We start from the raw sequence: 14,878 nt of genomic DNA on the forward strand, positions 1-14,878 counted from the left end.
GTGACGCCGATAACGTGGCTGCGATCGTCGACGCGCTTCCTCGCATCCCAAAATTCGCGCTACACTATCACTGTATGTTTATACAGTATTTTGTGAGCGACCCCATGAACCCAGCCCTCGCGCATCCGGAAGCGATACATCCGAGTCTCTGGAAGGCATCGCAGTTGCCTCGATCGGGCACGCGCGGCGTCGATACCGGTCATCCGGCGTTGTCGGCCGAACTGCCCGGCGGCGGCTGGCCGGCCGGCGCGCTGGTCGAACTGCTCGCACAGCAGCCTGGTATCGGCGAGCTTCGGCTGTTGGCGCCTGTGCTCGCGCGCTCGGCCCGTCGGCCGGTCGTGCTGATCCAGCCGCCGCACGCGCTGCAGCCACTGGCGCTCGCATATTGGGGCGTCGAAGCATCCGGGTTCGTGTCGTTGCCGGCGCCGCGCACGGCTGACGCGCTATGGGCGGCCGAGCAAGCGCTGCGCGCCGGCACGTGTGCCGCCGTCCTGCTCTGGCAGTCGCATGTGCGCACGGACGCGTTGCGGCGGCTCAATCTGGCCGCGCAGAGCGGCTCGGCGCTGTTCTTCCTGTTCCGGCCGGCGGCCGCTGCGCGCGACGCGTCACCGGCGCCGTTGCGGCTCGCGCTGGCGCCGAAGCGCGACGGCATCGACGTCACATTCCTGAAGCGCCGCGGGCCGGCACGCGATACGCCGCTGTTCGTCCCCTTGTCCCCCTCGCCGATTTTGTTGAACCGCCATGCAAGTCTGGATCGGCGTGCATCTGCCGCACCTCAACCTCGAAGTGTTCCGGCCGCGATCGCCGGCGCCGTCGCTTGACGATGCGCGCGGGCTCGTCGTGCTCGAGGGCGGCCGGGTCGTGGCGCTCGATCGCGCCGCGCGTGCGCTCGGCGTGGTCGCCGGCATGCGCCGCGGTGGCGTGCTGTCGCTCGCGCCGGACGCGCAGATCCGTGAGCGCGACATCACGCGCGAGCGCGAGCTCGTGCTCGGCGTCGCCTATGCGCTCCTGCAGTTCACGCCGAGCGTCGTCGACGCCGACGAAGCCGTGGTGTTGCTCGACGTGACGGCCAGCCTGCGCCTGTTCCACGGCATCCGCGCATTGCGCCAGCGCGTGCGCGACGTCGTTGTATCGTTCGGCGTTACCGCGGTTGTATCCGTCGCGTCGACGGGCCCGGCCGCATGGGTGGTGGCCCGCGGCCTGCGCGGCGGCCTCGCCCTGTCCGCCCGGTCGTTGCGCCGCGCGCTCGCGCGCGTGTCTCTCGCCGTCGCTCCCGATGCCCGACGCTATGCAACGTGGTTCGACGAGCTCGGCTGCGCAACGCTCGCCGATCTGCAGCGCCTGCCGCGCGCCGGCCTGAAGAAGCGGTGCGGCACGCAGCTGCTCGACTGGCTCGACCAAGTCGCCGGCACCGCGCCGGCCGCCTACGACTGGCTCGAAATGCCGCCGTCGTTCGACACGCGCGTTGAACTGATGGATCGCGTCGAACATGCCGAGGCGCTGCTGTTCGTCGCGCGCCGGCTGATCCTGCAGCTGACCGGCTGGCTTACCGCGAAGCAGCTGGACGTCGCCGCGTTCGCGCTGCTGCTCGAGCACGAGCGCGGGCGGGACGCGATCGCGCCGACCGAGATCGAGATCGCGTTGGGCGCCCCTACCCGCTTCGAGGAGCACCTCACGCGGCTCGTCAAGGAACGGCTCGGCCACGTCGAGCTCGCCGGGCCCGTGATTGCGATGCGCCTGGTCGCCCGTAGCGTGCAGGAAGCGGCCGCGCCGAGCGACTCGCTGTTCCCGGAGCCCGGCGGCACGCCGCAGGATCACGCGCGGCTGCTCGAACTGCTGACTGCGCGACTCGGCGCCGAGAACGTGCTCGTCCCGGCTCCCATGGCCGACTACCGTCCGGAGCCGGCCGCCCGATGGGTGCCGATGCGCGACGCGCCGAAGCCGTCGCCGCTACCGGCGGATCTGCCGCGCCCGGCGTGGCTGCTTGCGAAGCCTGTGCCGCTGCTTACGCGCCAGCATCGGCCGTTCTACGGCACGCCGCTGCGCATGGTGTCGCCCGGCGAGCGCATCGAAGGCGGCTGGCAGGACGGGCTGACCGTGACGCGCGACTACTTCGTCGCCGAGGACGACCACGGCGTCTGCTACTGGATATACAAGGAGCGGCCGACGGCCAGCGACGAGAGCGAAGCGCGCTTCTTCCTGCACGGCCTATTCGGCTGATCCGTCATGGACGCCGGCAGTTTCGGCGCCCTGCCCGCGTACGCGGAACTGCAGGTCGCCTCCGATTTTTCGTTTCTGCACGGCGCGTCGCGCGCGGAGGAATACGTCGCGCGCGCGGCGCAGCTCGGCTACAGCGCGATCGCGATCACCGACGAGTGCTCGCTCGCCGGCGTCGTGCGCGCGCACGTCGAAGCGAAGGCGGCGAACATGCCGCTGATCGTCGGCTCGCACTTCCGGCTGACGGCCGCCGACGGCTCGCCCGCGCTCGCCTTCACCGCGCTGGCGATGAATCGCGACGGTTACGGCAACCTCTGCGAATTCATTTCGCTCGGTCGCATGCGGGGCAAGAAAGGCACGTACCGGCTGGCACCACTCGATCTCGAACACCCGGAAGCGCCGTACACGCACCTGCGCGGCCTGCCCTACTGCATCGCGATACTGTCGCCCGACTTCCCAGCCAACGAGCAGCGCCTCGACGCGCAGGTCGAATGGTTCGCGCGCGTGTTCGGCGATCGCGCATGGGTTGCGCTGACGCTGCACGCACGCGCGATGGATGACATCCACCGCGGCGTGGTCGAACGCGTCGCCGCGCGCCACGGCGTGCCGGTAGTGGCCACCAGCTGGCCGCTCATGCACGTGCGATCGCGCAAACCGCTGCAGGACGTGCTGACGGGGATCCGGGTCGGCCGGCCGGTATCGGAGTGCGGGTACGAGCTCGCGCCGAACGCGGAGCGTCACCTGCGATCGCGTCTGCGGCTCGCTAACCTCTATCCCGCCGGCGCGCTCGAGGAAACCGTACGCGTCGCGCGGCGCTGCACGTTCTCGCTCGACGATCTGAAGTACGAGTATCCGGATGAACTGGTACCGGCCGGCACCGACCCGGCGACGTACCTGCGCGATCAGACCTACATCGGCGCGCGACGGCGCTTCCCCGGCGGCATCCCGGTCGACGTTCAGGCGCAGATCGAGCACGAGCTGCGGTTGATTGCGGAGCTGCACTATGAGCCGTACTTCCTGACCGTCTACGACATTGTGCAATTCGCCCGCGGACAGGGAATTTTGTGCCAGGGGCGCGGCTCGGCCGCGAACTCGGCGGTGTGCTATTGCCTGGGTGTGACCGAGGTAGACCCGTCCCGGGGTTCTACGCCGGAACCCCAGAAAATTCCGTCATTCCACATTGTGAACGTCAATCGGTTTGTTGCCTGACGTGCCGAGCGAGTAACTCAGTCGGTAAATGCCTGCCCGAACTGCCGTGCCCGCTTTACATCGTCGGTATGCAAGTAAATCGACGTGGTCGAAATCGACGCGTGACGCAGGTTATCTCGTACGGCGCTCAGCTCAACCCCTCTGGCGATCGCGTGGGTCGCATGGGTGTGCCGCATCCAGTGCGGAGAGGCCCGATGCAGCTTTTCAGCCAGCACCGGATGGTCGTTCTTGATAATCTGCGCGACGAGCCGAAAAAACCGGCGCATGACTTCCCACAGCCGCAAGGGCTTGATGCCGGCATCGGCGTCGTCAAGGCTGCCAATCAGGGACGTGGTCGGATTCCAGTGAGCACGGCTGACAGGAAGCCCCCGCTCCTGCAGATATCGGTCCAGCGCTGTGCGCGCTAGGGGTGTCAGGGTAACGCGGGCTGGCTTGCCGCCCTTGCCGACCACGTGCAGCCAGTGATCACCGGCTGCGTCGACTTCGATGCTGCGCAGTGTGGCGTCAGCCAGTTCGCTGATCCGCAGTCCCGTTGCGTAGCCGAAATCCAGCATGAACCGCAACCGTTGCGCAGCGGGCGCCTGCCAGCCGTACGACCACTCGAGCCCGTTGGCGATGGTGCGCGTCAGCATCCATTCTCCTTCGGTGAAAGCGTGCGAGGTTTCAAGAGCCATGGCGCGCTTGCTGCCGCGTACCTTGATGCCGGAGAATGGGTTGGCCACGACGTAGCGCTGCTCGACCAGCCAGCGGAACATGGCGCTGAGCACGGCAAGCGCATGCGCAATCGAACGGGCCGAGAGGTTGTCGACAAACGGGCGCCAGTCCGTTGATGTGCGCGGCCGCGGTGGCCCGACCCAGCGTTCTCGCGGTGTAGGTCTGCGCAGAAACGCCCTGTAGTCGGTGGCATCCCGGGTGGTCAGCGAAGACAGCGCCTTGCCGCGAGCAACGATGCCCCAGAGAATCAGCCGTTCGGCTTCCTTGCGGTAGGCCCGCTGCGTGGCCGGGGATTCGTGCAACGCGAGCCATGCCTGGATAGCGTCGTAATCGTTGTCGACGCCGAGGATGCAGGCCGACACCGGTGCGCGGAAGGCGCCGGCGGATCCGTCGATCTCGTGCGGTAGCCGTAGTTGCTCCCAAGGCGTCACGACTGACTGCCGATCCGCGATGATCAGTGCGCGGGCCCGCTCCGTGAGCGCCGGGTACGCGGCAAAGAAGGCCTCGATCCTTCTTGCACTGGCCGGCCCGAGACCCGGAATGACGGTCCACCACTGCCGGCGACGCGGAATCCGTACCGTGAGATCGGCCAGGGTCCGGATGCCGGCCGCGTGCAGGGTGCGGGCAGCGCGATTCGGCAGCCAGTGCGCAATGTCGTCGCCGATCTGCGGAGCTGGCGCAGGCATGATGCGCAGTAGCTCGACAGCCTGCGTGGTGGCGCGCGCATGATGCATACGCTTTTGGGCCGGGCATTCGAACAGCGTGGCCAGATCTGCCCGCTGTCGGTTACGGGCATAAAGTGCCAGTTGCCGGCGGATCTGGCCGATGACGCCGCGGGCTGACTGGCTGTGGCTGAGCCGATCTTGCATGTACCGGTGTGCCGCCTCACGCGAGGATGCGCCCTCGTACCAGGCACGCAGCGCTGCCAGTGCATCAGCATCAGGAAAGTCGGTCGGGATGTCGGCGGCGGACGGGCTCGTGGGGCGCGTTTTCATGTCATCGAGTTTAATATGGAAACAATGCCACAGAGATAATAAAGCTTATCTCTGTAGAATGCGGGAGTTCAATATTTCTGTCGTACCCCATGTCGTGATATCACAAAATTGAAGGATCTGACGTTGCGTGGAGAGGATGGTCGATGATCAACAAGAATAAGCTGCTCAGCGTCTTTTCCGACGCCGAACAGGAAGCCCTGTATGGCCTGCCTGATTTCGACGATGCGCAGCGGCTGGAATACCTGGCATTGACCGAATCCGAACTGGCGCTCGCCAGTAGCCGGCCCTCCATACCCGCGCAGGTCTATTGCATCTTGCAGATTGGCTACTTCAAGTCCAAGCACGCCTTCTTCCGCTTCGATTGGGACGAGGTTGAGGACGATTACGATTTCGTGTTGAGCCGCTATTTCCACGGCGAGCCGTTCGAACGCAAGCCGATCACCCGGCACGAGTACTACGCCCAGCGCGAACAGATCGCTGAACTGTACGGCTATCGACCGTGGGTGGCCGCCTTCCTGCCGCAACTCATGCAGCAGGCCGCGCAGATCGTACGTCGCGACGTGACACCGGGATTCGTCGCCGCCGAGCTCATCGTGTGGCTCAATGAGCACAAGATGATCCGGCCCGGCTACACGACCTTGCAAGAGCTAGTCAGCGAAGCCCTGTCCGTCGAACGTCGGCGGCTGGGCGACCTGCTCACCGGCGTATTGGACGAATTGACCCAAACCGCGCTAGACCAACTTCTGGTGCGCGATGATACTCTGTCGAAACTGGCGGCGCTGAAACAGGATGCCAAGAATTTCGGCTGGCGTCAGATGGTCCGCGAACGCGAAAAGCGCGGCACGCTGCAGCCGTTGCACGAAATCGCCAGGACGCTGCTGCCCCGGCTGGATATCTCGCAGCAGAACGTGCTGTACTACGCAAGCCTGGCGAACTTCTATACCGTCCACGACCTGCGCAACCTGAAGGCGGATCAGGCGCAGCTCTACCTGCTGTGTTACGCCTGGGTGCGCTTCCGACAGCTCACCGACAACCTGGTCGATGCGATGGCCTTCCACATGAAGCAGCTCGAGGAAGAAAGCAGCGCGGGCGCGAAACAGTCACTCATCGCCGAGCAAGTAAAACGCCATCGGGAAACGCCGCAGATCGGCCGCCTGTTGTCGCTCTATGTGGACGACAGCGTAGCCGATCCGACGCCGTTCGGCGAGGTGCGTCAGCGCGCCTATAAAATCATGGCCAAAGATGTGCTACAAAACACGGCGCAACGCATGACGGTCAAGCCGCTGAGTCAACTGGCACTACACTGGTTGGCGGTGGACGGCCTAGCCAAACGTATTCGCCGTCACCTGCGCCCCTTGTACGTCGAGCTCGACTTCGTCGGCACCTCCCCAGACAACCCGTGGCTCGCGGCGCTGGCTTGGGTCAAGGGGGCCTTCGCCAAACAGCAGCGCCTGTCACAACGACCGCTCGCCGAATGTCCCGCGGCCACGCTGCCGAAGCGCCTGCGACCGTACCTGCTGATCTTCGGCGCTGATGGTCAGCCGACCGGTTTGCACGCCGATCGCTACGAATTCTGGTTGTACCGCCAGATCCGGAAGCGCTTCCAGTCGGGAGAGATCTATCTCGACGACAGTCTGCAACATCGTCACTTCTCCGACGAGCTTGTTTCGATGAACGAGAAGGCCGACGCGCTGGCGCAGATGGAGATCCCGTTCCTGCAGCAGCCAATCGATGCCCAACTCGATGCGTTAGCGGCCGAGTTGCATGCACAATGGCTGGCCTTCAACCGAGAGCTGAAACAGGGCAAGCTTACGCACCTGGAATACGACAAGGATACGCAGAAGCTGATTTGGCGCAAACCGAAAACCGAGAACCAGAAGGTGCGTGAGCAGGCATTCTACGAGCAACTGCCATTCTGCGATGTTGCCGACGTGTTCCGCTTCGTCAACGGCCAGTGCCAGTTCCTGTCGGCGCTGACGCCATTGCAGCCGCGCTACGCGAAGAAGGTAGCGGACGCCGATAGCCTGATGGCGGTTATCATCGCTCAGGCAATGAACCATGGCAACCATGTCATGGCGCGCACCAGCGACATTCCGTACCACGTTCTGGATAGCACCTACCAGCAGTATCTGCGTCAGGCGACGCTGCATGCGGCCAACGACTGCATCAGCAACGCCATCGCCGCGCTGCCGATCTTCCCGTACTACTCGTTCGATCTCGATGCGCTGTACAGCGCCGTCGATGGGCAGAAATTCGGCGTCGAGCGACCGACCGTGAAGGCGCGTTACTCGCGCAAATACTTCGGACGAGGCAAAGGCGTCGTCGCCTACACGCTGCTGTGCAATCATGTCCCGTTGAACGGCTACCTAATCGGCGCGCACGAGTACGAGGCGCATCACGTGTTCGACATCTGGTATCGCAACACGTCGGATATAGTGCCGACTGCGATCACCGGCGACATGCACAGCATCAACAAAGCCAACTTCGCTATCCTGTATTGGTTCGGGTTGCGCTTCGAGCCTCGCTTCACAAACCTCGATGACCAGTTGCAGGAATTGTATTGTATCGACGACCCGGCGCTGTACGAGAAATGCCTGATTCAGCCGATCGGACAAATCGATCGGCAGCTCATCACCAGTGAGAAGACAAATATCGATCAGATCGTCGCCACGCTGGGCCTCAAAGAGATCACGCAGGGCTCGCTGATCCGCAAACTATGTACGTACTCGCAGGAAAACCCGACACGTCGCGCGATTTTTGAGTTCGATAAGCTCATTCGTACCATCTACACGTTGCGTTACCTGCGCGACCCGCAGCTCGAGCGAAACGTGCATCGCTCCCAAAACCGCCTCGAGTCTTACCATCAGCTTCGTTCGACCATCGCCCAGGTCGGCGGCAAGAAGGAATTGACCGGCCGCACCGACATCGAAATCGAGATCAGCAACCAGTGCGCCCGGCTGATCGCCAACGTCATCATTTTTTACAACTCGGCGATTCTGTCGCATCTACTGACGAAATGGGAGGCCAGTGGCAACGCCAAGGCGCTGGCGCGGCTTACGCAGATATCACCGGCAGCCTGGCGGCATATCCTTTTGAACGGGCACTACACTTTTCAAAGCGACAACAAAATCGACCTGGACGCGCTCATTGCAGGGCTCGAATTGGAGTGATCGAATTTTCGGCGGTTCTGGCTTGGAATCCCTTATTCCTGTTACGGTGGAATACGATGCCACAACCAGGTAATCCTTTACCCCCAGCCGTGGTCAACACCTGGCGACTGAGCGTCGGCACGTCGCTGTTCGTGATCGATATCCTGGCCGACGGCAGCTGGCGACCGGCGTATATTGCGCCAAAGCGGCTGGGTGGCTGGACGATGGATGTGTTGCCGAACATGCCGCCGACGTTAGTCGATATCGCTCCCTCGGTACGCACCTGGGCGCGACAGTACGGCGCGAATGTAACGAACCGGCGCACGCCGGCGCGCCGGTTTCCCGCGCAAACCGCTTCTTCGAACAGGACGCCAGAATGAACATGCTGAAACGTCGTCTCGATGCGACAGACGAAAAGCTGCAGGAGCTGAAAACAGCCCGCAAAGCGGCAGCTAAGGCGCAGCGCCAGCAGGTCAAGCAAACGCGCGCGGATCGCGAGCGAAAGATCATGCTGGCCGGCGAGGCGTTGCTGCGGCGTGTCGATCGCGGCGAGTGGGATGAAGCCGATTTCCGCGCGATGATGGACGATTATCTGTCGCGGCCCGCCGATCGCGCGCTGTTCGAGCTCGACGATGTATAGCCTTTGATGTTCGACGTCGACGCACCGCACAGCCAGGTCGGCAAATGTTGATTTGATTCACGATGAAGGATGCCCGATGCTGCCAACGCTCCGCATGAACCGGAATTTTGTCGAGGCCTTGCTGGCCGAGCGCGCGCCCTGCTTTGCGATGGGACTCGTGGCCGAGGGCCAGACGCACTATGCTTGCCTGGCACTGCGGCCGGTGGATGACATTCCGAACGACGTAACACGCAGCGGTTTCAACTTTGGCCACTCGATACGCGGCACCGACGACTTCGAGGTCGTACACTTCGGCTTAGAGTTTTACGGCTACCGCATCTTCAATGCGCTGATCAATCCGAGCAACTTCATCGCCAGGACAATCCTGTCGCACATGGTCGACACGAAGGCGTTTTTCTTCTTCGCGGTCAACCCGTCAGGCGGTGTGACGGTGTTCAAGTCCGGCATCGGTGAATGCAGCCTGGACAGCATCGAGTCTAATCTCGAGCGGATACTGCGCTCGAGCACGTCCGATGCTCAGTACGACGCGGCGCTGACAACGTTCAGCGACCATCCAGATCCGGTCGGGCCGATGCTGCACTGGGTTTGCCGGGACTGCGAAGATTGTCTCGACCTGTCCCACAATGTAATCGAACTGGGCCCCGCGTAACGGTCCTGATGGTCCGTGTGACCGAGACCGTCATGTCACTCACCGGACGTCGCTCCAACATTCTTCGGCTGGAATAAGCCGATTAATGTTCACAATGTGGAACGACGGAATTTTCTGGGGTTCCGGCGTAGATCCCCGTCCCGCTCCAACATGCTCTTTGAGCGATTTGTTTCAAAAAATAGGGCCGAACCCCCTGATATCGACGTCGACTTCGAACATGACCGTAGGGAAATCGTCATGCAGTACATCTACGGCAAGTACGGTCGCGATCGCGCGGCGCTGACGGCCGCCGTCACGACGTACCGGCCGCGCAGCGCGTTGCGGGAGGCCGGCAAGGCGCTCGGCGTGGATCCGACGATCGTCGATCGCGTGGCCAAGCAGCACCACTGGTTCGATTCGCGCGCCGATCTGCTGCAGCGGTTTGCCGAGGCCGGCCTCGATCCCGAAGCACCGCTTAACCAGCAGTGGGCCGGATTCGCCGCGCAGCTGCTCGGCTACCCACGGCACCTGTCGCAGCACTCGGGCGGCTTCGTGATCAGCCGCGGCAAGCTCACGCGGCTCGTACCGGTCGAGAACGCAGCGATGGAGGATCGCTCGATCATCCAGTGGGACAAGGACGACATCGAGGCGCTCGGTATCCTGAAAATCGACGTCCTGGCGCTCGGCATGTTGTCGATGGTGCGCCGCGCGCTCGACATGATCTCGGAAAAGCGCGGCGAGACATTCGAGCTGCAGGACATTCCGGCCGAGGACAAGGCGACCTACGACATGCTGTGCGACGGCGACAGCATGGGTGTCTTCCAGGTGGAATCGCGCGCGCAGATGTCGATGCTGCCGCGCCTGCGGCCGCAGTGCTTCTACGACCTGGTGATCGAAGTCGCGATCGTGCGGCCAGGCCCGGTGCAAGGCGGGATGGTGCATCCGTTTCTGCGCCGGCGCCAAGGGCTGGAGCCGGTCACGTTTCCGTCGGAAGGCATGGAGAAGGCACTGGCGCGGACGCTCGGCGTGCCGATTTTCCAGGAGCAGGTGATGCAGGTCGCGATGTTGGCGGCCGGCTTCTCTGCCGGTGAGGCCGACCAGCTACGCCGCGCGATGGCGGCATGGAAGCGTAAGGGTGGACTGGAGCCGTACCACGAACGTCTCGTGAACGGCATGCTCGAGCGCGGCTACGACCGCGAGTTCGCCGAGTCGATCTTCGCGCAGATCAAGGGCTTCGGCGAGTACGGATTCCCGGAGAGCCACGCGGCCAGCTTTGCGCTGCTCGTCTACTCGAGCGCATGGCTGCGTCGACACGAACCGGCCGTGTTCCTGGCCGCCCTGCTCAACAGCCAGCCGATGGGCTTCTATACCCCCTCGCAGTTGCTGCAGGACGCGCGACGCCGCGGCGTTGAAGTGCTGCCCGTCGACGTCAACGTGAGCACATGGGATTCAGCGATCGAAGGGCCGTCGACGTCGGCGCCCGTGCGGCTCGGCCTCTCACTGTTGCGCGGCATGCGCGAGGACGTCGCCGGCCGTGTCGAGCTCGCGCGCGCTGCGCGGCCGTTCGTCGACGTGGCGGATCTCGCGCGGCGAGCGCAGCTCGATCGGCACGACCTGCAGGTGCTCGCGCGCGCGAACGCGCTACGTTCGCTCGCCGGCGGCAATCGCCGTGCGGCGCTCTGGTTGGCGGCCGCTGCTGTGCCCGATCGGGATCTCCTTCGCGGCACGGAACGCGACGACGCGGTGCCGGCGTTGGCGCAGGCCTCCGAAGGCAAGGAGATCGTGACTGACTATCGCGCGATGGGCTTCACGCTCGGTCGGCATCCGCTGGCGCTGCTGCGTGATCGACTGGCGCTCGATCGCCTGCAGTCTGCGGAACAGCTTGCGGCGCTGCGTAGCGGGCAGCTCGCGCGCGCGTGCGGATTGGTCACGGTGCGGCAGCGGCCAGGCACGGCGAATGGCGTCCTGTTCATGACGCTCGAGGACGAGACCGGCCAGGTCAACGTGATCCTGTGGCCGGGTCTGCTGGAGAAATACCGCAAGGAAGCGCTCGGTGCGTCGCTACTGGCCGTCTATGGGGTGTGGCAGGCCGAGGGCAAGGTGCGCCACCTGATCGCCAGCAAGCTTGTAGACCGGACCGAACTGCTCGGCGCGCTGCCGACGACAGCGCGGGAGTTTTGCTGAACGTGGACAAGGCGCTTGCGGATCAGGTGGGGAACCGTGACTGTTTGAGGGCTGTCCGCTCAAAACTAAAACGCAACTAACCGTCTACATTCTCACAGTCCCAGAATTTACTCCCCTCCTCTTGACCCGCCCTATGTCTCCAAGAAGGGGGGCGCCATCCTATTTGCGAAACGCGACGGCAGGAGCCGTGCTCGAGGTGCCGCGACATATACCAATGACAGCGTAGGATCGGCAGTCGCGTCACGAGGCGGCGAATGCCGAGCCATTCTCGCGACGCGTAGGGTCCGTAGCGCTATTGGCCACCGTCGATTTTCTGAGACACAACATACACGTCAACACCGCTCATCGAGCACTCGCTTGACGATGCTTCGCTGTTGGTGATGACCTGAATCTTTGCGCCAGACTTCTCGAAGAACGTAATGTCGTAGATCTGGCGATACAGATCCTTGCCCGTCTTTTCCGAGACCAACAATACCGCCTTGGTCTTGGACTCATCCAGCTTCGTCGGATCGGTGATGCCGGCATTCTTCAGGCTCGAGATCGCCATCTTGGTCGGCCAACTGGCGCATGCGGGAGCCTTGGCGAAACAGGCCAGCGGCACGGCTAGAATCAAGCTGAGGAAAAGGCGCTTCATGGCACGACATTAATTTGACGATCACCACTACTCCAGATCCGTTCACGGACGCGACGGTCTAGGACGATACAGCCGTCCGACGCCTGCCCCGGATGAGCTGTGCTGTCGCCGTGGATCATGAAACCGGAACGATGCTGTGTATCGGTACCGGCATTGGGTCTCAGGCGCATCGCGTAACCGCCCGCATGGTGATGATGGAAAGGCGCTCCGATCGAATACGAGCCGGTCGGGATGGGCCCCATGCCAACTTGGTTCTGCATTTGCGGATTGTTTTGCCCCGCCCCACGGCCAGAATAACCCCGCCCGACGACGGGACCGGTGCCTTGCGTTAACTGCCCGGTGCTTTGGCTGTATTGCCACGGCATAGGTATTTTCTCCTGTTTTTGATGGCCGCTCTCAGACGGCCTGCCTATTATCGCGGCCGCTCATGTCAAGAGCAACCGTTCGAAAAGTCCGAGTTGCTCGATACACTGCCGACGACGTCACAGGAGTTGTGTTTGCACGACGCTAGCGAAAGCTAGCGTGCCGGACATTTAGGCAAGCGTTTCGCCGATCCTACCCGCAAGCCATGCGGTGAACGCCGTTTTCTCAAGAACGTTCTTAAACGCCCCCTCTGCTTCGATATACGACCCGACGGCTCCCCCAGACGCTGCATATTGGCGCACAAACTCACTCCGCTCGTCCGCTGACAGGCCACGAATCGCAGTTGCGATCAGCTTCGACCTTGCATCTGCCGCAGCCTCCGCTTCGTCGATCACAGCCTTCTGCGCCCGCCGCGCCGATTCCTCAATAACCTCTACTGTCTCGATGTCCCCCCCACCTTCGAAAACGGTGCGCGCGTACCCGCCAGCATTCTTTTTGATCTTCTTGTTGCGAATTTGCTGCTCAACATAATGGGCAGTCTTGGTTGCTCGATCCGGATCATGCTGGATCCAGTCGACGGCGAGCCGACCAGAGATCCCAAGCTTCACGAGCCGACGATAAGTCTCCGAATCACGGATCGCTGCCTGCTCCTCACTATCGCTCTCGTCGTACATCGATCGCTGAGGATTGTCCTCGACCAGGAAACGGATTTTAGCGACGCGACGATTCTGTCGTTCGTACTCTGGTGTGATGAGAATGTTCGATACCGTGTTCACTTCTTTCACGGCCTTTTTGATCACTTCCGAATTGAAGTGCTTGAATTCATCGTACGTTGACGCTTCAGCACCAAGAAGCTTTCGCCAGATATCGACTGATATCCAACCTGTCGACCCTGTGCGTTTGAATCGCAAGCAGTTCTCGTAGAGAGCGAGGGCATAAGCGCCACTGAACTGCTTCTGGACGTTGATGTTGATGAGCAGGTAGATCTCAGGGTTTGCGAGTTTGTTCGCAAGTGTGCTGCTGTACTCGTATGTGACGATCCCATTCCGAATGTTTGCCGAGCTCAGGAGCGTTGTAACGCCCCACTCCTCATCTCCTGCCGCGTGCAAAATATCGAACTCGATCGGTGTGGTGGAGATCTTCTTTAGAGCCTCTTTGAGTGCGGTCGTATTCTTGCTGTCGAACCCAAGCATCTCGCTCATGATCCCGACAGGAATCTCATGAACTGCCTTCTTCAGCAGGTTGTCGTAGGCGTTCAACAAAAGGACATTCGACAACTTCCGCCCTAGCAATCCAAGGTCGCCCCCGACATGCACCGTACCGACGTGCTTGCGAAGCTCGCTCGACGGCACATTGGCAATCAGTGCGCTACCGGATTTTTGTTTTGCTACCGCCATACGGTCCTCATAGTTTGAGGAGCATTCTAGGTCGCAAAAGTCATGTTCGCAAGTCATCGAGGATGACCTTTAAATATCCCCCCACAAACCACGACTTTTCCATCGCCCCACAAACCATGACCTCCCGAGTCTCACTGACGGCCCAGCCCCATAAACCATGACCTTTCGTTGACGACCGTTCCCCATAGACCATGACCTTTGCCTGCCCCGAAATCATAGCGACCTACAGGTACACCCCATAAACCCCGACCTTTCTGCATGACCGGTCATGCCAACAGGCCACTAAGAAGCATCGAGGCCCCACAAACCATGACTTTTAAGCCTCGAGCCCACCGAAGTACCGGGCCCGGCCACCCGACCTACACGCCGCAGCACTCCCGACTACATCGCATATTTCCATTCCCCATAAACCACGACCTCGAGGACAAGGGATTTAGCCACGGTGGAACCTCCCCACAAACCATGACCTTTCGGGGACCGAGAGTGGACGGACGACGCCCCACAAAAGATGACCTTTCCAAAGACGCAGAATATTTTCGTTTAATTTCATGGGCTTACAAGGAAGTATCTACTCACTCACGGTTCGCCTCTCCCCCCACAAACCATGACCTTTAAGCTTCGATAAACAGGTGCCGCCGTCGTACCCCGCGTACACGCCCCACAAATAACGACCTTACGCCCCACAAAGTACGACCAGTCCTCGACATCCCTTGCTTGGCTCCAGAAAAAAACTGTTGTAAATCAAACA

10 protein-coding genes and 2 pseudogenes are annotated in these 14,878 nt (G+C 62.1%); 8 read left to right on the forward strand and 4 right to left on the reverse strand.

From position 1 onward, the window contains the following. Positions 1-104 precede the first annotated feature (104 nt). From imuA to ACN8ZM_RS40100, 3 genes and pseudogenes are all read left to right on the forward strand, one after another. Positions 105-821, forward strand: coding sequence for a translesion DNA synthesis-associated protein ImuA (gene imuA / locus ACN8ZM_RS40090; protein WP_420213510.1), 717 nt, complete (start codon positions 105-107; stop codon positions 819-821). Then, positions 742-2,220, forward strand: coding sequence for a Y-family DNA polymerase (locus ACN8ZM_RS40095; RefSeq protein ID WP_420213424.1), 1,479 nt, complete (start codon positions 742-744; stop codon positions 2,218-2,220). Before imuA ends, ACN8ZM_RS40095 begins: the two co-directional genes overlap by 80 nt. Before the next feature lie 6 nt (positions 2,221-2,226). After that, positions 2,227-3,363, forward strand: a pseudogene (locus ACN8ZM_RS40100) (PHP domain-containing protein); the annotation flags it as partial. Positions 3,364-3,443: 80 nt separating this feature from the next. Here the strand turns inward: ACN8ZM_RS40100 and ACN8ZM_RS40105 are convergent. Next, the gene (locus ACN8ZM_RS40105) at positions 3,444-5,135 is read right to left on the reverse strand and encodes a site-specific integrase (protein ID WP_007180429.1); all 1,692 of its coding nucleotides are present in this window, start codon (positions 5,133-5,135) and stop codon (positions 3,444-3,446) included. A gap of 143 nt (positions 5,136-5,278) precedes the next feature. Between ACN8ZM_RS40105 and ACN8ZM_RS40110 the strand changes: the two genes are divergently transcribed. The 5 genes and pseudogenes from ACN8ZM_RS40110 to ACN8ZM_RS40130 all read left to right on the forward strand — a co-directional run. Continuing rightward, positions 5,279-8,305, forward strand: a complete 3,027-nt coding sequence (locus ACN8ZM_RS40110) for a Tn3 family transposase (protein WP_007181927.1) — start codon at positions 5,279-5,281, stop codon at positions 8,303-8,305. Next, positions 8,302-8,664: a hypothetical protein gene (locus ACN8ZM_RS40115; protein ID WP_156903410.1), complete on the forward strand. Its 363-nt coding sequence runs from the start codon at positions 8,302-8,304 to the stop codon at positions 8,662-8,664. Before ACN8ZM_RS40110 ends, ACN8ZM_RS40115 begins: the two co-directional genes overlap by 4 nt. Next, positions 8,661-8,924, forward strand: a complete 264-nt coding sequence (locus ACN8ZM_RS40120; protein ID WP_007180432.1) for a hypothetical protein — start codon at positions 8,661-8,663, stop codon at positions 8,922-8,924. The genes ACN8ZM_RS40115 and ACN8ZM_RS40120 overlap by 4 nt, the downstream gene beginning before the upstream one ends. A gap of 76 nt (positions 8,925-9,000) precedes the next feature. Continuing rightward, positions 9,001-9,573, forward strand: a complete 573-nt coding sequence (locus tag ACN8ZM_RS40125) for a hypothetical protein (protein ID WP_007180433.1) — start codon at positions 9,001-9,003, stop codon at positions 9,571-9,573. Positions 9,574-9,705: 132 nt separating this feature from the next. Further along, positions 9,706-11,736: pseudogene (locus ACN8ZM_RS40130) on the forward strand (error-prone DNA polymerase); the annotation flags it as partial. Between the two features lie 292 nt (positions 11,737-12,028). On the opposite strand, the gene ACN8ZM_RS40135 reads toward ACN8ZM_RS40130, so the two are convergent. From ACN8ZM_RS40135 to ACN8ZM_RS40145, 3 genes are all read right to left on the reverse strand, one after another. Next, complete coding sequence (locus tag ACN8ZM_RS40135) at positions 12,029-12,370, reverse strand: hypothetical protein (RefSeq protein ID WP_420213425.1); 342 nt, start codon at positions 12,368-12,370, stop codon at positions 12,029-12,031. Further along, the gene (locus tag ACN8ZM_RS40140; RefSeq protein ID WP_420213426.1) at positions 12,367-12,735 is read right to left on the reverse strand and encodes a tlde1 domain-containing protein; all 369 of its coding nucleotides are present in this window, start codon (positions 12,733-12,735) and stop codon (positions 12,367-12,369) included. The genes ACN8ZM_RS40135 and ACN8ZM_RS40140 overlap by 4 nt, the downstream gene beginning before the upstream one ends. A gap of 168 nt (positions 12,736-12,903) precedes the next feature. Continuing rightward, positions 12,904-14,130, reverse strand: a complete 1,227-nt coding sequence (locus tag ACN8ZM_RS40145; protein WP_420213427.1) for a replication initiation protein — start codon at positions 14,128-14,130, stop codon at positions 12,904-12,906. Positions 14,131-14,878 lie beyond the last annotated feature (748 nt).

The sequence above is a fragment of the Burkholderia aenigmatica genome (genome assembly GCF_048627025.1).
GTDB classification, from domain to species: Bacteria; Pseudomonadota; Gammaproteobacteria; order Burkholderiales; family Burkholderiaceae; genus Burkholderia; species Burkholderia aenigmatica.